The sequence below is a fragment of the Janthinobacterium rivuli genome (assembly GCF_009208735.1).
Classification (GTDB): domain Bacteria; phylum Pseudomonadota; class Gammaproteobacteria; order Burkholderiales; family Burkholderiaceae_D; genus Janthinobacterium.
Genome location: NZ_WFLJ01000006.1, coordinates 118664 through 136214, shown reverse-complemented (window position 1 = coordinate 136214; position 17551 = coordinate 118664). Strand labels below are relative to the sequence as shown.

At 59.4% G+C, this 17551-nt stretch carries 14 protein-coding genes; 5 read left to right on the top strand and 9 right to left on the bottom strand.

The features are described from left to right. Positions 1 to 92: 92 nt before the first annotated feature. Complete coding sequence (locus GCN78_RS09655) at positions 93 to 1718, bottom strand: GMC family oxidoreductase (RefSeq protein ID WP_152251528.1); 1626 nt, start codon at positions 1716 to 1718, stop codon at positions 93 to 95. A 1463-nt stretch (positions 1719 to 3181) separates the two neighbouring features. Here GCN78_RS09655 and GCN78_RS09650 point away from each other — a divergent pair. Further along, positions 3182 to 3940 (top strand): 5'-methylthioadenosine/adenosylhomocysteine nucleosidase, encoded by a 759-nt coding sequence (locus GCN78_RS09650; protein ID WP_193316684.1) that lies wholly within the window; start codon positions 3182 to 3184, stop codon positions 3938 to 3940. A 76-nt stretch (positions 3941 to 4016) separates the two neighbouring features. On the opposite strand, the gene putA is transcribed toward GCN78_RS09650, so the two are convergent. After that, positions 4017 to 7670, bottom strand: a complete 3654-nt coding sequence (putA, locus tag GCN78_RS09645) for a trifunctional transcriptional regulator/proline dehydrogenase/L-glutamate gamma-semialdehyde dehydrogenase (protein ID WP_152251526.1) — start codon at positions 7668 to 7670, stop codon at positions 4017 to 4019. Positions 7671 to 7877: 207 nt separating this feature from the next. Between putA and GCN78_RS09640 the strand changes: the two genes are divergently transcribed. Both GCN78_RS09640 and GCN78_RS09635 read left to right on the top strand, forming a co-directional pair. Further along, entirely contained in the window at positions 7878 to 8333 is a 456-nt protein-coding gene (locus GCN78_RS09640; protein WP_010393827.1) for an Lrp/AsnC ligand binding domain-containing protein, read from the top strand. 202 nt (positions 8334 to 8535) lie between these two features. Next, positions 8536 to 10095: a methyl-accepting chemotaxis protein gene (locus GCN78_RS09635; RefSeq protein ID WP_152251525.1), complete on the top strand. Its 1560-nt coding sequence runs from the start codon at positions 8536 to 8538 to the stop codon at positions 10093 to 10095. A 53-nt stretch (positions 10096 to 10148) separates the two neighbouring features. On the opposite strand, the gene GCN78_RS09630 is transcribed toward GCN78_RS09635, so the two are convergent. Further along, positions 10149 to 11129: a LysR family transcriptional regulator gene (locus GCN78_RS09630; RefSeq protein WP_034752642.1), complete on the bottom strand. Its 981-nt coding sequence runs from the start codon at positions 11127 to 11129 to the stop codon at positions 10149 to 10151. A 192-nt stretch (positions 11130 to 11321) separates the two neighbouring features. On the opposite strand from GCN78_RS09630, the gene GCN78_RS09625 reads away from it, so the two are divergent. Beyond that, the gene (locus GCN78_RS09625) at positions 11322 to 11627 is read left to right on the top strand and encodes a hypothetical protein (RefSeq protein ID WP_152251524.1); all 306 of its coding nucleotides are present in this window, start codon (positions 11322 to 11324) and stop codon (positions 11625 to 11627) included. A gap of 63 nt (positions 11628 to 11690) precedes the next feature. On the opposite strand, the gene GCN78_RS09620 is transcribed toward GCN78_RS09625, so the two are convergent. The 5 genes from GCN78_RS09620 to GCN78_RS09600 all read right to left on the bottom strand — a co-directional run bounded on the left by GCN78_RS09620 (position 11691) and on the right by GCN78_RS09600 (position 14902). Next, positions 11691 to 12287 carry a chalcone isomerase family protein gene (locus GCN78_RS09620; protein ID WP_152251523.1) on the bottom strand — a complete coding sequence of 199 codons (597 nt, stop codon included), beginning with the start codon at positions 12285 to 12287 and terminating at the stop codon, positions 11691 to 11693. A 101-nt stretch (positions 12288 to 12388) separates the two neighbouring features. Beyond that, entirely contained in the window at positions 12389 to 12655 is a 267-nt protein-coding gene (locus tag GCN78_RS09615; protein WP_141171245.1) for a YfhL family 4Fe-4S dicluster ferredoxin, read from the bottom strand. A gap of 14 nt (positions 12656 to 12669) precedes the next feature. Further along, the gene (coaD, locus tag GCN78_RS09610) at positions 12670 to 13167 is read right to left on the bottom strand and encodes a pantetheine-phosphate adenylyltransferase (RefSeq protein WP_034752633.1); all 498 of its coding nucleotides are present in this window, start codon (positions 13165 to 13167) and stop codon (positions 12670 to 12672) included. 100 nt (positions 13168 to 13267) lie between these two features. Beyond that, positions 13268 to 13927, bottom strand: a complete 660-nt coding sequence (gene rsmD / locus GCN78_RS09605) for a 16S rRNA (guanine(966)-N(2))-methyltransferase RsmD (RefSeq protein WP_152251522.1) — start codon at positions 13925 to 13927, stop codon at positions 13268 to 13270. Between the two features lie 69 nt (positions 13928 to 13996). After that, positions 13997 to 14902 (bottom strand): DUF6279 family lipoprotein, encoded by a 906-nt coding sequence (locus GCN78_RS09600; RefSeq protein WP_226939553.1) that lies wholly within the window; start codon positions 14900 to 14902, stop codon positions 13997 to 13999. Between the two features lie 25 nt (positions 14903 to 14927). Between GCN78_RS09600 and glmU the strand changes: the two genes are divergently transcribed. Continuing rightward, positions 14928 to 16304: a bifunctional UDP-N-acetylglucosamine diphosphorylase/glucosamine-1-phosphate N-acetyltransferase GlmU gene (gene glmU / locus GCN78_RS09595; protein ID WP_152251521.1), complete on the top strand. Its 1377-nt coding sequence runs from the start codon at positions 14928 to 14930 to the stop codon at positions 16302 to 16304. A gap of 638 nt (positions 16305 to 16942) precedes the next feature. Here glmU and GCN78_RS09590 read toward each other — a convergent pair. Continuing rightward, entirely contained in the window at positions 16943 to 17416 is a 474-nt protein-coding gene (locus tag GCN78_RS09590; protein WP_152251520.1) for an Lrp/AsnC family transcriptional regulator, read from the bottom strand. Positions 17417 to 17551: the final 135 nt, after the last annotated feature.

Below are 17551 nucleotides of genomic sequence, written 5' to 3'. Positions count from 1 at the left end.
TATAATACACAACTTAAATTTAACGCACAATACAGTATAACTACGGGGATTTTTCACCAGCCCGAATGGCGCAAACACGCGCCTTTACGCAACTATTTCCAGGCCGCGTGTATCATTTGCGCCGCTTTTTCCGCGATCATCACCGTCGGCGAGTTCGTATTACCAGAAGTAATGTACGGCATGATCGACGCGTCGACGACGCGCAAACCCGCCACGCCGATCACGCGCAAGGTGCTGTCGACCACGCTCGACGCATCGCTGGCCAGGCCCATGCGGCAGGTGCCCACCGGATGAAAAATGGTGGTGCCGATCTGGCTGGCCGCCTGCGCAAGTTCTTCCTGGCTCTGGAATTGCACGCCGGGCTTGTATTCCTGCGGCGCAAACTTACTTAACGCCGGCGCGGCGGCGATGGCCCGCGTCAGGCGCAAGGCGTCGGCCGCCACGGCGCGGTCCTGCTCGGTACTCAGGTAATTGGGCACGATGTGCGGCGCCGCATAGCTGTCGGCCGAGGCGATGTGCACATGGCCGCGCGAGGTGGGGCGCAGATTGCAGACGCTGGCCGTAAACGCGGGAAACGCGTGCAAGGGCTCGCCGAATTTGTCGAGCGACAAGGGTTGCACGTGGTATTGCAGGTTCGGCGTGGCTTGCTGCGGGTCGGACTTGGCGAACGCCCCCAGCTGAGACGGCGCCATCGACATGGGCCCGCTCTGGAACAGCGCATATTGCAAGCCGATCTGCATCTTGCCCACGATATTGCTGGCCATCACATTCAAGGTTTTCACGCCCTGCACCTTGTAAACCATGCGCAGCTGCAAGTGATCCTGCAAATTGCCGCCCACCCCGGCGGCATCGACCACGGGCACGATGCCATGCTGCCGCAGCAAGGCGGCCGGACCGATGCCGGACAATTGCAGCAATTGCGGCGAGCCGATGGCGCCCGCCGTCAGCAAGGTTTCCCGCCGGGCCGTCGCCTGCCATTGCGTGCCGCCGCCCGTAAACACGATGCCCGCGCAGCGCGGCCCCGCTTCCGTCGTTTCCAGCAACAGACGTTCCACGTGGCAGCCCGTCATGATGGTCAGGTTCGGGCGGCGCGCTGCCGGTTTCAAAAACGCTTTCGAGGTATTCCAGCGGATGCCGCGGCGCTGGTTGACGTCGAAATACGCGCTGCCGCCGTTGTCGCCGCCATTGAAATCGCTGGTTTTCGGGATGCCGACCTGCTGCGCCGCGTCGCGGAACGCGTTCAGGATATCCCAGGATAGCCGCTGTTTTTCCACGCGCCATTCACCACCGACACCGTGATTTTCCGACGCGCCGCCATAGTAATCCTCGCTTTGCTTGAATAACGGCAAGACCTTGTCCCAGCGCCAGGAAGCGTCGTCCGTCAGGTCGGCCCAATGGTCGTAATCGCCGGCCTGGCCCCGCATGTAGATCATGCCGTTGATGGAAGAGCTGCCACCGAGCACCTTTCCGCGCGGATACATCAGGCTGCGCCCGCCCAGGCCCGCGTCCGCCTGCGTGGAATACAGCCAGTCCGTGCGGGGATTGCCGATGCAATGCAGATAGCCGACGGGGATGTGGATCCACACGTAATCGTCCTTGCCACCCGCTTCCACGAGCAAAACGTTGGCATCCTTGTCGCGCGTGAGCCGGTTGGCCAGCACGCAACCTGCCGTGCCGCCGCCCACGATGATGTAGTCGTATTCGCCTGCCGATTCCAATGAAGCTCCTTTCGGTATGCCATCAAGCTGTCGCGCGGCGTGTCTCCCCGCCGCGTCCCTTTACCAGAGTCTGTCTTTCTTCATGCATGCATGGCTGCTAAGCCGCCTTGAGATTACCACCAGTGCCGGGCCAGGGCGACATTAATCGTGGTCCGCGAGACGCACGAACGTCACGGCCAGCTCAAAAACAGGACCTTCAAGCTGTGGATAACCGTATGGATATCCACAGGTACGATATGTGCGTAAACGAAAAATTTTTTGGACGTCTTTTTTTTATCCCAAAACCGTCCCCGGCAGATACAACCCTTACTCAGCGTTTATCCGCACGCCAAGCGATTGTTTACAAGGATAAATCGGGACTTATCCACAGAAGATGGCACCGTTAACTACTATTACTATTCTTGTATACGAACTTATTAAGGTAAACCCGACAACGCGTGCTTCGCCTTCGAGAGGATTCGCCAGCCTGTCATCAAAAAAAAGCGACGAACGGCTTTGACTGACAAAAAAAATTCGAGCCAACAACTGAGCGACGAAAACCGGGACGGCCAACATCACGCGCACAGCACTGCCAAACCGTTTTGCAAAATGCAAACGTCAACAGGCTTGAGCAGGCACAGTGCCAGCAAGCGGTTCGATATGGGAAAGAGGGGAAATTTGAGACGATTGTGGATAAGTCACTTGATATCCACAGGATGACTTGTGCGTAAACGCGAAGTTATGCGCAGGCGCGCATTTTATACAATTTTGCTCCTCGCGTGATACAGCGATTATGCACGCTTTATTTTGCGCGTAAACGCTTGATCCTGTTGAAAAAAAGTGACTTATCCACAGAAAAAACCGCGTTTACTATTACTACTATTTTTATATATAGATCTATTGTAAACCGACAAAAAAAGCGGAAGTCCGGGGATATTTTCAAAAAACAGGCAAAACACCGCAAAAAAAAAGCCAACGGCGACATCGCCACCCACTGCCAAACCGTCTTCCAAGAATCACCTGGATGCCGGCGTCCGTAAAAGAATGACGCTCGTTCTTGCTCAAGGTGGATTGGCAGACAAGGATCAGTGCTGACGAAACACGTTAAACATGCCACTAGAGCAAGAAAAACCGCGATTTTTGCTCGCAGGTGTGGATAAGTGCCTGCATATCCACAGGATGAGATGTGGGAAAAGTCGATCTTTGTCCACAAGCCGATTTTTATCCCAAACAAGTCCTCGCTGGATACAATGCTTGTGCGCCTACTTTTTTGTACGCCAAGTTGATGATTCTTATACGGCATACCGACTTATCCACAAAAAAATGGCCGTTTACTATCACTACTATTTTTATGTATACATCTTTATTTAAAACACAGAGACAAACGCGGACGGTGGAAAAGTCGTCGAAACGGCTGTTTTCGCCCTGTAAACCGTCTTGCAATTCAAAAAACCTGTAAAAACAGCATGCAATCACACAAAAAAATGCGTTTGGGCATCATCAGTGCCTTGCACGAAGAACAGCAGGGACTGGTAGAAGCCATGCAAGGCCCCCAGAGGCGTTCGCACGGCATGCGCGACTACACCCTGGGGACCCTGTGGAATATCGACGCTGTGTGCGTCCTGTCGCGTCTGGGCAAGGTTGCCGCTGCCATGACAGCTTCTATCCTTGTGGAAAAGTACGGAGTTACCCACATCGTCTTCACCGGTGTGGCCGGCAGTGGGGATAAACACGTGAAAGTGGGCGATATCGTCGTGGCCGAAGCGCTGCTGCAGCACGACATGGATGCCCGACCGCTATTTCCCCGCTTCGAAGTGCCATTGACGGGACTGCAACGTTTCGCCACGGATCTGGAACTGAGCACGCAACTGGCCGGCGCCGCGGGCGATTTCCTGCGTGACGACGTATCCAGCGTGTTGAAAGTGGCCGATATCGAGGCATTTGGCTTGCAGCACGCGCAAGTACACCGTGGCCTGATCGCCAGCGGCGACCAGTTCATCAGCAGCGCCGCGCATATCAAGCAGCTGAAAGCCGATATCCCCGACCTGCTGGCCGTCGAAATGGAAGGCGCCGCCGTGGCGCAAGTGTGTTTTGAACTGGGCGTGCCGTTTACGGTCATGCGCACCATTTCCGACAACGCCAACGAAGAGGCGGCCGTCGACTTCATGCGTTTCGTGCGCACCGTCGCTTCGCCGTATGCGTTGACGGTGATTCAACAGCTGTGCCAGCGCCTGGCTGGCTGATTTTTCAGCTAGCGTGCATAAAAAAAGGGCAGAACCACTGGTTCCGCCCTCTTTACATTCAACAGCTGCTTAAATTTTAAACACTCAGCATCATCAGGCTGGCGTTACCGCCGGCCGCCGTCGTATTTACGCACAACGCCCGCTCAGCGACCAGGCGCCACAGGGGGATGACACCCTCCTGCGTGGTGGCGATGGTGGCCACCAGGGCCCCTTCCCGGGCCGCCAGCAGCGGTTTGAGCTGGCCATCGAGGCTGGACTCGATCATGGCGATCTGGAAATCATGCTGGACCGACGCCAGGCTGCTGACGACCTGGATGCGATCCTTCAGCGCCGCCGGCAGGTCGCCCGGGATCAGATCCGGCGCTTGCGCCAGCACCAGGGCCTGGTTACCGGTGGCCAGGACTGCGGCCAGCTGGTTCATCAAGGTGCCGGACGTTGCTGCCGCGCACAGAATCGTGCCGCGCGCGGCAAAGCTCAGGGTATTGCGCTCGCCTGTCGGGCCTGGCAAGACGATGGTGCTGCCCAGCAAGGTGGTGCGCGCGTATTCCTGCGCCAGTTGCTGCACCTGGTCGTGGCCATGCATCTTCGCCCACACGGTCAGCGCGTCGAGCGCCGGCGGCGCCTGGCGCTGGTGCTGCGCGCCGGCCGGCGCATTGCGCTGCAGGCGTTTCAGGTACAGGGGGCCGCCCGCCTTCGGACCGGTCCCCGATTTGCCTTCGCCGCCGAACGGCTGCACGCCGACGACGGCGCCGACGATGTTGCGGTTCACATAAATATTACCCACGTGTGCGCGCTTGGTGATGAAATCGATGGTTTCATCGATGCGCGTATGAATGCCCAGGGTCAAGCCGTAACCGCTGTCATTGATCGATTGCACCAATTGCGGCAGTTCGGACCGCTTGTAGCGGATCACGTGCAGCACGGGACCGAAGACTTCCTGCGTCAATTGTGCCAGGGACTTGATTTCCAGCACGGTCGGGGCAACGAACGTGCCTTTGACGGTCGGCAAATCGAGCGAATAATGGTCGATGGCCATGGTTTTCATCTTGTTGATGTGCGCCAGCAGATTGCCTTGCGCTTCCGCATCGATGACGGGACCGATATCGGTGGCCAGACGGTCAGGATTGCCAACGCGCAATTCCTGCATCGCGCCTTTCAGCATGTGGATGGTCTTGTCGGCGATTTCCGCTTGCAGGAACAGCACGCGCAAGGCCGAGCAGCGCTGGCCGGCGCTGTCGAAGGCGGACGACATGACGTCTTGCACCACTTGTTCCGGCAAGGCGGACGAATCGACGATCAGGGCATTCTGGCCACCCGTTTCGGCGATCAGGGGAATGTCGATGCCTTCGGCCACGGCGCGCGCGACCAGGTTGCGGTTGATCAATTGCGCCACTTCCGTCGAGCCCGTGAAAATCACGCCTTTCACGCGCGTGTCATTGCACAGGCCGGCGCCGACGATTTCCCCGCTGCCGGGCAAAAATTGCAGCGCGCCGCGCGGCACGCCCGCCGCATGCAGCAACTGCACGGCGCGATGGGCGATCAGCGGCGTTTGCTCGGCCGGCTTGGCCAGCACCACGTTGCCTGCCGCCAGGGCGGCGGCCAACTGGCCCGTAAAGATGGCCAACGGGAAATTCCACGGGCTGATGCAGGTCACGGGGCCGAGCGCCAGAGTGTTCGGCGCGTGTTCCACCTGCGCCGCGTAGTAGCGCAGGAAGTCGACGGCTTCGCGGATTTCCGCGATGGCGTTCGGCAGGGACTTGCCCGCTTCGCGCACGGCCAGGGCCATCAGTTCGATATGGTGTTCCTCGAACAGGTCGGCTGCGCGTTGTAACGCTTGCGCGCGAACCGACGGTTCCGTCGTTTGCCAATCCATGGCGTACGCGCTGGCGCTGGCCAGCGCCGTTTCCACGTCGGCCGGACCGGCTTCCATGACCTTGCCCACGACATCATCGTGCTGGGCCGGATTGTGCAGCATGTGCGTGGGGCCATTCAGGCTGACAGCGCCATCGATCAGCGGCGCGGCCTGCCATGTCTGCTGCTGCGCCAGGCCGGTGGCCAGCGTGCGCAAGGTATCTTCATTCGACAGGTCCAGGCCGGCCGAGTTCCTGCGTTCGCCGCCAAACATGTCCAGCGGCAGCGGAATCGACGGGTGCGGCAAGCCGCCCTGCAGGCGCGCCTGCTCGAGCGGATCGCGGATCAGGCTATCGATGGCCACGCTCTCGTCGACGATCTGGTTGACGAACGACGAGTTGGCGCCGTTTTCCAGCAGGCGGCGCACCAGGTAGGCCAGCAGGGTTTCATGCGAGCCGACGGGGGCGTAGATGCGGCACGGCTTGTCGAGGTTGTCGGGGCCGACGACCTGGTCGTACAAGGTCTCGCCCATGCCGTGCAGGCACTGGAATTCGTAGTCGGTAATGCCGTCGCGCTTGGCCCAGGTATAAATGGTCGACAGGGTTTGCGCGTTGTGCGTGGCAAATTGTGGATAGATCAGGCTGCTGGCGGCCAGCAGTTTTTGCGCGCACACGAGGTAGGAGACGTCCGTGTAGACCTTGCGCGTGTAGACGGGATAGCCTTCCTGGCCATCGACTTGCGCGCGTTTGACTTCCGCATCCCAATAGGCGCCCTTCACCAGGCGCACCATGAACTTGCGGCCGCTGCGGCGCGCCAGGTCGATCAGGAAATCGATGGCGAACGGGCAACGCTTCTGGTACGCCTGCACCACGTAGCCGATGCCGTCGAAGCCGGCCAAATCTGTATCAAAGGCCAGTGCTTCCATCAGGTCGAGCGACAGTTCCAGGCGATCCGTCTCTTCCGCATCGATGTTGAAGCCGATGTTGTACTGCTTGGCCAGCAACAGCAGCGCCTTGACCTTCGGCAGCAATTCTTCCATGACGCGGGCGCGCTGGGCGCGGCTGTAGCGCGCGTGCAGGGCCGACAGTTTCACGGAAATGCCGGGGCCGTTGCGGATGCCGCGGCCGTTCGAGGCCTTGCCGATGGCATGGATCGCCGTTTCGTACGAGGCGTAGTAGTTGGCCGCGTCCTGCTGTGTCAGGGCCGCCTCGCCCAGCATGTCGTACGAGTAGCGGTAGCCGCGCGTTTCGTTGTCGCGGCTGTTCTTCAACGCTTCCTCGATGGTCTGGCCCGTGACGAACTGGTTGCCCAGCATGCGCATGGCCAGGTCGACGCCTTTGCGGATCAGCGGTTCGCCGCCTTTGGCGATGAGCTTGGTCATGGCCGAGCCGAGGCCCGATTCGCTGCTGGTACTGACCAGTTTGCCCGTGATCAGCAAGCCCCAGGTGGCCGCGTTGACGAACAGCGACGGCGATTCGCCCAGATGTTTCTTCCAGTCGCCCTTGCTGATTTTGTCGGCGATCAGGCGGTCGGCCGTTTGACTGTCGGGTATACGCAACAGCGCTTCGGCCAGACACATCAATGCCACACCTTCTTCCGACGATAGCGAGAACTCGTGCATCAGTGCATCGACGCCGGACGCGCGTGTGCGTTTTTGGCGCACGTTCGAGACCAGGCGGTGCGCCAAGGCTTGCCCTTCGGCCGTCGTTTCGGTGCTGCTGGGGCGGACTTGTTGCAACAGCCACTGCACGGCGGAAACCTCATCGCGCCTATAGGCGGCGGTGATGGCGGCGCGTTGTGGTGTCGCTTCGGGCAGGATTTCTGCCTGGAACGCAGCAAAAGGAATCGGGGTAAAAGCCGAGGGGCCTGCAGGGTGCATAAGTGCTCTTTACAAGGAAAAGGGGACGAAAACTGACGTAATTCTTGCTCTTTTTTGGTGCAAAAAAATACAGAAAGTCGGACGTTAAGATGATTCGATTGTAAAGGGGATTCTTATGGATTAATTCTGGTAATACAGGGGGCTAGCAATAGATAGTTTTTGATGCGACAATTTAACCAAATAATATTAATTTTGGGGGTGATGGTAATGCTGGACAAGATCAGTAAGAAAATCTTGATGGAATTGCAGAGCGATGGACGCATCAGCAATGTGGAGCTGGCCGCGCGCGTGAACCTGTCGCCGGCCGCCTGCCTGGAGCGCGTGCGCAAGTTGCACGAATCCGGTTACATCATGGGCTATACGGCCCAGTTGAACCCGCAGCTGCTCGACGTGTCGCTGCTGGTGTTCATCGAAGTCGTGCTCGATCGCACGACACCGGAAGTGTTCGACGCCTTCAAGCATAGCGTACAAATCATTCCAGAGGTACTGGAATGTCATATGGTCGCCGGCGGTTTCGATTACCTGGTCAAGGCGCGCGTCAAGGACATGGCCGCCTACCGCGAATTCCTGGGCAAGACGCTGTTGCAGAAAGGTGTGCGGGAAACCCACACTTATGCCGTCATGGAAGAGGTCAAAAACACCACCAAATTGCCAATTAAGTGACCCTGGTGTAGCCGCCCCGTTTTTCTGATTGAGCTATCGGAACAAATGTTGTAGGGTAGAACTACAATTCTGCTATCCGGTAGCCGCCTGAAACGCCGCGCAGACGTACGTTCAGGGTGCCAGGTGGGCAATCGTGCCCACCCGCATACGGTCACAGCACGTCCCCCGGCGGGACGTGACGGGTTTGCGCAGCGGGGGACAAATGAAGCAGTTGCAGCATCAGCTGGTGCGTTTCTTTGTATTCACGATCCTGGCCATGGCCGTCGCCTGTTGCCTGGCCTATCTGCTGTTGCTCGCGGGTGGCGAGCATCCCTATCTGATCGCCTGCGTGGCCGCAGCCATCGGCGCCGCGCTGCTGGCCTTTGCCGGCCGTCCGCGCGGCGAGCCGGGTTTGCACCAGTTCGCCGACACGGTGGGCAACGCCATCGACGCCATCATGATCGGCGCGGCGGAAACCTCGTATTTTGTCGATTCCGTCAAACAGAAGGTGGAACTCGATGTGCGCACGGCCAGCGACATCGCCGACAGTTCCGTACAAAATGCCGCGATGACGGAAAAGATTGCCGCCAATGCGGAACGGGCCGCCAAGGTGGCCGCCGGCGTGCGCGTGGAAAGCGTGGCGGCGCGCGCCGAAGTGGATCAGGGCTTGCGCCGCATCAATAACGCACGCGAGGAAGCGCAGGGCGCCTCCAGCACCATGCTGAGCCTGCAGGAAAAATCCAAACGCATCACGGGCTTTACGGAAGCCATTTCCGATATTTCCGCGCGCACCAACCTGCTGGCGCTGAACGCCGCCATCGAGGCGGCGCGTGCCGGCGAACACGGCCGCGGTTTCGCCGTGGTGGCGGGGGAAGTGCGGCAATTGGCGCAACGCACCAAGGAAGCTTCCGATGAAATCAGCGTGATGGTGCGCGAAATCAATGAACAGTCGGAAAAGGCCGCGCGTGGCATGAGTTCGCTGGCGGCGGGCGTCACGGAAGCGGCGCGCAATGTGGAAAGCGTGCACGCTTCACTGAGCCACATCGAGCAATCGTCGGGCGAGTCCGAGGACGAGATCGGGCAAATCGCCCGCGCCTCGCGCGAACACGTCGACACGACGCAGCTGATCGCCGACGCCATCCTGCAAATCCGCGACAGCATGCTGTCGACGAATGCCGAATTGCCGCGCGCCACGCAGTCGGCCATGGCCCTGGCCGAGCGGGCCGAAGTGATCGCCGGCGCCCTCGGCGAATCGAGCGTGGCCACGCCGCACGACGAGATCCGCGAGGCGGCCCAGCGCGCCGCGCGCGAGGTCGGCAAACTCTTCGAGCAAGCCATCGCGTCGGGCCGCATCACGCGCGAAGCCCTGTTTGACCGCCACTACCGCCCCATCCCGAACACGAATCCGCCCAAGCACAACACGAAGTTCGACGCATTTACAGACAAGGTGCTGCCCGACCTGCAGGAAGGCGTGCTGGCGGCCTTGCCCCACCTGGCGTATGCGGGCGCCGTCGACAACAATGGATATTTTCCCACGCACAACAAGAAATTTTCGCAGCCGCTGACGGGCGATTACGCCACCGACATGGTGCATAACCGCACCAAGCGCATCTTCAGCGACCGCACGGGCAAGCGCTGCGGCAGCAACACCAAGCCGTTTTTATTGCAGACGTATAAACGCGACACGGGTGAAGTCATGCACGATTTATCCGTGCCCATCCACGTTGATGGCAAGCACTGGGGCGGTTTCAGGATTGGTTACCGTTCCAGCAGCCATGCATGAAAAAAAACGCCTGATGATTCATCAGGCGTTTTTTTCTGGTGTTGGCAGATCATTTATTCGATATGCGGCTTGGGCGCCACGCCGCCGCCGGCCGCCGTGGCCGTGCGCAAGGTGGGCGTGTTCATGCTTTCCAGATGATTACGCAGCCATTTGTGGGCGGGGCTGCGGGCGTCGCGCTCGTGCCACAGCATGTCCAGGTGGACGGCCGGCAGGGTCAACGGCAAATCCTTGTACAGCAGGGACTCCGTCATGCCCGTCGAGGCGATCAAATGGCGCGGCAAGACCGTGATCAGGTCCGAATTGGCGACCACGCGCCCTGCCGTGAAGAACTGGTTGACCGTCAGCAAGATGCGCCGCTCGCGGTGGATCTGCGACAGCGCTTCGTCGATCAAGCCATGCGCGCGGCCGGAAAAGCTCACCAATAAATGGTTCGCCGCGCAGTAGTTATCCAGAGTCAATTCCTTGTCGGCCAGCGGATGGCCGCGCCGCATCACGCACACATACTTGCCGGAATACAGGCGCTCGTGGCGGATGGGCGAACCCGTTTCGCTCGACAATTGCGCCGCCACGCCGGGAAAGAAACCCACGGCCAGGTCGATATCGCCGCGCAGCAGCATGGGACGCGGTTCGCGCGTGGTCAGCGGCATCATGCGCACGTTGACGCCCGGCGCTTCCCGTTCGATCGAGCGCATCAGGGATGGCAGCCAGAACGCGGCCGTCGCATCGGCCATGGCCATGCGGAACGTGGCGTGGGTCTTCGAGACGTCGAAGGTTTCCGGCGTGACGGCCGCTTCCAGGCTGGCCAGGGCCGAGCGCACGGACGGCCACAGCGCTTCGGCGCGCGGCGTGGGTTTCACGCCATATGCCGTGCGGATCAGCAATTCGTCACCGAGGCTCTCGCGCAGGCGTTTGATGGCGTTCGATACCGCCGGCTGCGTCATCGCCAGGTGGCCGGCTGCGCGCGTCAGGTTTTGTTCCGTCATGACGGCGTCGAAAACACGCAGCAAGTTCAGATCCAGCGTCAGAAAACTCATGGAAAGCCCAAGATAAAAGTTGAATTGATTACTTAAGAGTGTAAACCGCGCCGGGCACGAATATTTTCACTCGTAAAAAAATATTACAGTTTTCCATTCACGATTCATATAATTGGTATCAAGAAATGGAATTAGATTTATATGTTGCACTGCACTATAGTACTGGCAAATTCTATAATGCACTGGAACAGTATGTCTACCTTCGCCTCCGCCCTGTACGCAGTATCCGCACCCGTGCTGGAGATATCCCTGCTCAACGCCCTGCAACTCGTGCTGGTGATCGTCGCCGTGGGCGCCTTCGCCCTGCTGTTCAAGCCTTTGCTGGTGGGCATCGCCCGCGCCATGATGCTGGTGGTGCGCCCGAAACTGAGCCGCGAAGAGCGCCTGGCGCGCCAGCAGATGCGTCAAGCGCAAGCCCTGAAGCGCACCCTGGGCAAGATGGATGGCGTGTCGCCTAGCAATGCCGCCGAATTGCGCGCCCTGTCGACGCGCGCCTGAGATCGCCTGTTGCACATGACAAGCCGGCCTGCGCCGGCTTTTTTTACGCCTGCCGCCAGGCGATTACGCCATGTCTCCCAGCAAATGCGCGCGCAACAAGGTGTCGGCCGGATGGGCGCCGATCCAGATTTTCAGCAGCGCATTGTAAAAAGCCAGGTCCGGCACCGTGTCGCCCACCTGTTTGCCGTTCAGCTTGCATAACGTCCCCTCTTCCGGCAGCCAGTCCACGGTCAGGATGTCGCCCTTTTTCAGGCCGGGCACCATGGCGAACATGGCGCCGAACTGCATCGTCTGGCTCAGCAGACGCGTGCGGTCGGCCTGGTCGGAACTGCGCTTCAAACCTTGCATGAAGGCCTGGCCCAGCTCGTCGGAGGTGATGTCGCGCAGCATGACGATTTCCAGGCGGCGCGGCCCGGCCAGCGCCAGGATGTCGGCCAGCTGGGTTTTCTTTTCCGGCAGGTACAGCGCGATCGTGTAGACCTTGAAGATGACCTTGTAGCGCACGCCGGCGCCGTTGAGTTTCAATTCGCGGCTGGCCAGCTGCACCGTGTCGTCCAGCCTGACGCCGCCCACCTCGACGGCCAGCGCCGCTTGTGCCACGGCGGCGCACAGGCAGGCGGCAGCCAGGGAGCGGCCCAAGCGGGATGTGCTGATTTGCATCTTCTACCTCCGTGGAAACCATGGGCTGTGGATAACTGAGCACACAGTGTAGAACAGTTGGTAAAAGAGGGCCGCGCGGAGCGGCGGCGGGAGAGAAAAGCTTAGGTTTTTGCGGCGGGAAGTTCCGCCTGCAGGCGTTCGTACTTGGCCATCAATTGCTCCGGCGTTTCGCGCCAGGCGGGATTGAAGGGGATGCAGCTGACGGGGCACACTTGCTGGCATTGCGGCTCGTCAAAGTGGCCCACGCATTCGGTGCACTTGTTGGGATCGATTTCGTAGATTTCCGCGCCCATGTAGATCGCGTCATTCGGGCACTCGGGCTCGCAAATGTCGCAATTGATGCATTCGTCGGTGATCAGTAATGCCATGATTTCACTCTTACTTATTGCGATGAGGCAGCGTTGGCGGCAATCTTGTTTTGCAGCCAGCGGTTCACCGAGGGGAAGACAAACTTGGAGACGTCGCCGCCCAGCGCCGCGATTTCGCGCACGATGGTGCCCGAAATAAACTGGTACTGGTCGGACGGCGTCAGGAACATGGTTTCGACATCGGGCAACAGGTAGCGGTTCATGCCCGCCATCTGGAATTCATATTCGAAGTCGGAGACGGCGCGCAAGCCGCGCACGATGACCCGCGCTTCGTGCTTGCGCACGAAATCCTTGAGCAGGCCGGAAAAGCTTTCCACTTGCACATTCGGGTAGTGGCCGAGCACTTCGTTGGCAATTTCCAGGCGTTCGTCGAGCGAGAAAAACGGTTGCTTGTTCTTGCTGTCGGCCACACCGACGATCAGCTTGTCAAACAGACCCGATGCGCGGCGCACCAAATCTTCATGACCGCGTGTGAGCGGATCGAATGTTCCTGGATAAACGGCTACAACCATTGCGGCTCCCTGATGATGCACCAATATAGACGCGCATTATGCCTTAAATTAGTGCTGCGCCTCGGGCCAGGGAGCCTTTTTGCCTCATTTATAGGCAGATTCAGGCAGTTGCCGGCACTTTGTTGTAAGTTAGCAAATGATAATAAACGGTGCCCGCCTTGTCGGCACGGATGACTTCCCACGGCGCCATCCACTCGGGTTTTTCCAGGGCGCTGGTGTCATCGAAGACGAGCGGCAAGCCCGATTCCGCATACACCATGCCGCCTTCCCTGAGCAGGTTGGCGCACAAGGGCAACACTTTCGCGAGGAAATCCTGCTGGTAGGGCGGGTCGAGGAAGATCAGGTCGAAACGCTGGCCGCGCGAGGCCAGGCCTTGCGCCGTCAGCAAGGCGTCGCCGCGCAGCAGCTGGACATTGTCGGCGCGCAATTTCGTCTTGTTTTCTTCCAGCTGGCGGATCACGGGCGTATGGGTGTCGACCATGGTGACGGCGGCGGCGCCGCGGCTGGCCGCTTCGAAGCCGAGTGCGCCGCTGCCGGCGAACAGGTCCAGCACCTGGGCATTGGACCAGTCGCCGTCACGCAAGTGATTGATCCAGTTAAAGACGGTTTCGCGCACGCGGTCCGGCGTCGGGCGCAGGCCCAGTGCCTGCAAAACAGGCAGCACGGAGCGCTTCCACTGGCCGCCGATGATGCGCACCTGGTTCGGTGGCGGCGCGTGGTGGACGGGGACTTTGGCGGGTTTCTTTATTTTCTTTTGCATGGGAATTTCTTCAATTCGATGGGGGCCACTATAGCATATGGCCCCCTCCCCCCTGCTGGCGCTGCCTGGCTATTTGGCTTGCGTGGCCAGGGAATTGAAATCGTCGATCCAGCCCTGCATGCGCTTGACGGCGTGGGCTTTTTGCGCCGGCGTGGCGATCTTGATCACCGTCAAGACCATCTGCGCCGTGCTGCTTTCGTAGGCATCAAAGAAAGCCTTGCGCTCCGAGTGCTCCAGGCGCTCGAAACTGTCCTTGATCAGGGTCGTGATCAAGGCCGCGCTGGCTTCCTTGCTGAGTTTTTCCTGGTGGACTTTCTTGACCAGGTTCAACACATTCTGCTGGCGCCGCGTGCGTTCGTCGAGCCAGATCTCGTTGTTCAGCGGACGCGCGTCGGACGCCTTGCGGATGATGGCTTCCTGCTCGCTGCTGAATCCGCCGAACCACAGTTCGAATTGTTCCATGGCTTTCTTGTAGCGCAGTTTCTGGCGTTTCTCCTGGTCGCCGCTCAGGTATTTCTTGCGGTAATCCTCATTGTTCGACTTGAACTTCTTTTCCATCTGCGCGATCTGTTCGGGCTTGAGCGAGCGCGCCAGGTCGGCCAGTTCGGGCGCCGCCTTCAGCAGCAGCGCCTGCGTGCGCTGCTTGATCTCGCTGTAATCCATCATCAGATCGGCCTGCGTGGTATTGCCTTGCAACTGCTTCTGGCCGGTGCGCAGGATCTCCACGTAATCCTTCAATTGCGTCTTGCGGTGCCAGTCAAACAGCTTGTCGATATCGTCGCGCACCCAGCCCTTCTGGTCGCGGTCCAGGTCGACATACGCGTTCAGCCACCAGTACAGCACGGTATCGCCATTGTTGTAGGCCAGGCGCAAGCCGCTGCAGCCGGCCATGACAACGAGCACGATGGCCAGCACGGCATACATAAAGCGGCTGGAAGGCGCGGAAGACGGGGCCTGCGTGTTAAACTTTTTCATATTCTTAACTTATAAAAGACGGTCTATGAACGTTGTCATTCTCGCTGCCGGTATGGGCAAACGCATGCAGTCGGCACTGCCCAAGGTATTGCACCCGTTGGCGGGAAAACCGCTGTTGTCGCACGTCATCGACACGGCGCTCGGCCTGGCGCCGTCCCGATTATGCGTGATTTACGGACATGGGGGCGCTGCGGTGCTGAAGTTGCTCGACGGCTACAAGGTGAACCCTGCCCTGGCGATCGATGCCGCCGAGCAAACCCAGCAGCTGGGCACCGGCCATGCGGTGCAGCAAGCCGTATCCTTGCTCGATGACAGCGTGCCGACCCTGATCCTGTACGGCGACGTGCCGCTGACCAGCGCCGCTTCCCTGCAGCAACTGGTGCAGGCGGCCGGCAAGGACAAGCTGGCCATTTTGACCGTGGAACAGGACGATCCCTTCGGCCTGGGCCGCATCGTGCGCGAGCATGGCGCCATCGTGCGCATCGTCGAGGAAAAGGATGCCACGCCAGAAGAGCGCGCCATCCGCGAGATCAACAGCGGCATCATGGTCGCGCCCACCGTGGCGCTGAAGCAATGGCTGTCGGCCTTGTCGAATGACAATGCTCAAGGGGAATACTATCTGACCGATATCGTCTCCCAGGCCGTCGCCGATGGCGTGGCCGTCACCTCGGCCCACCCGGCCGCCGTGTGGGAAGTGGCGGGCGTCAACAGCAAGGTGCAACTGGCCCAGCTCGAACGCATTCACCAGAACAATATCGCGCAAGCCTTGCTGGAACGGGGCGTGACTTTGCTCGACCCGGCCCGCATCGACGTGCGCGGCGAACTCATTTGCGGCCGCGATGTCACCATCGACGTCGGCTGCGTGTTCGAAGGCAGAGTCGAACTGGGCGACGGCGTACGCGTGGGCGCGAACAACGTCTTCATCAATGCCACGGTGGCGGCCGGCGCGCACATCAAGCCGTTCTGCCATATCGAGGACGCCATCGTCGGCGCCGCTTCCATCATCGGCCCCTACGCGCGCCTGCGCCCGGGCACGGTCCTGGCGGAAGACGTGCATATCGGCAACTTCGTCGAAGTGAAGAACAGCCAGGTCGCCGCGCACAGCAAGGCCAACCACCTGGCCTACATCGGCGACGCCACCATCGGCTCGAAGGTCAACATCGGCGCCGGCACGATCACTTGCAACTACGATGGCGTGAACAAGTTCCGTACGGTGATTGAAGACGACGCCTTCATTGGCAGCGACAGCCAGCTGATCGCCCCCGTCACCGTCGGCAAGGGCGCCACCCTGGGCGCCGGCACGACCTTGTCGAAAGATGCGCCGGCCGGCAAGCTGACCGTGTCGCGCGCGCGCCAGGTAACCATCGACGGCTGGACGCGCCCCGTGAAAATCAAGAAGTAAGCGCACCGCCTTCGGTACGCATGACGCCGTCAGCCTGTCCGGGCTGGCGGCGTTTTTTCATGCCTGTGGATAATCCTGTGGAGTATTGGCTGGCAACCCGGGATAAGTCGCGCCATTTTTACATTCCGTATTTTCTCTGTATTGTCGAGTGTGGATAAACGTGTGAACAAGCATGCTGACAAGTGATGGATAAGCCCGGTATAAGCGGCGTATAAACGGTGGAAAAGACGGGATAAGTTATCCCCTCGAACCTGGTGCGCCAGCGTGCAAGCGAGCCTGCACAGCTGCCAAAAAATATTCAGGATTCTTGCTTGTCCGAATGTGGATAAGCTTGTGCGCAAGCTGAGGATAAGTCATGAATAACTTCCAAGTCATTGTATTCAAAGGATATATTGAGCTTGTTTGTAGAGGTGGCCTGTGGGTAAAGCTGTGCAAAAGCCTGTTGTCAAGGCGTGGACAAGCGATGAATAAGCCGGGATAAGTTTTATGCCAGCGCCGATATGCATTTGTTGCAGGGCTTCTCGCGAGGCCGGATGTGGCAGCCGTGGAAATCGGTGATTTTTATACTGTGGATAAACTTGTGCATAAGCAGGAGGGAATCAAGGGATAAGCGAGGATAACTTCTCTGCCAGCCTGCTTCACACCGCGATGCGCGTCTCGAATTTGCTGCGGAACGTGGAAAAATAGCTTTTCACGTTGCGCACATTCGCGTGCGCGGCGAACAGGCGGTGCGCCAGCGCGTGGTAGGCGGGCATGTCGGCCACCTGCACCATCAGCACGAAGTCGGGCCCGGGCGAGACGCGATAGCACTGCAGCACGGCAGGCTCGTCCGCCACCAGTTGCTCGAATTCGGCCATGCGCTCAAACGCCTGCACGTCGAGCGTGATTTCCACGATGGCCGTCAGGCGCGCCCCCACCAGCTGTGGCGCGACGATGGCCACTTGCCGCTCGATGACGCCGCTTTCCCGCAAATGCTTGACCCTGCGCAAACACGTGGGCGCCGAGACGTGCACCGCTTGCGCCAGCTCACTGTTGGTTTGCGATGCGTCAAGTTGCAAGGCGTTCAGGATGCGACGATCGATCTCGTCGAGGGTAATGTTGCTATGGTTCATGATTTTGATGAATTGGAGAATATATTGATTTTAAATGAAATAATATTTCACCGGAAAATAGTCGTGAAATATTCATTCAAAAATACACAGATTTAGAAAGCATATTTCATGCGCTCTGCTTTAGCATGCGTGCAT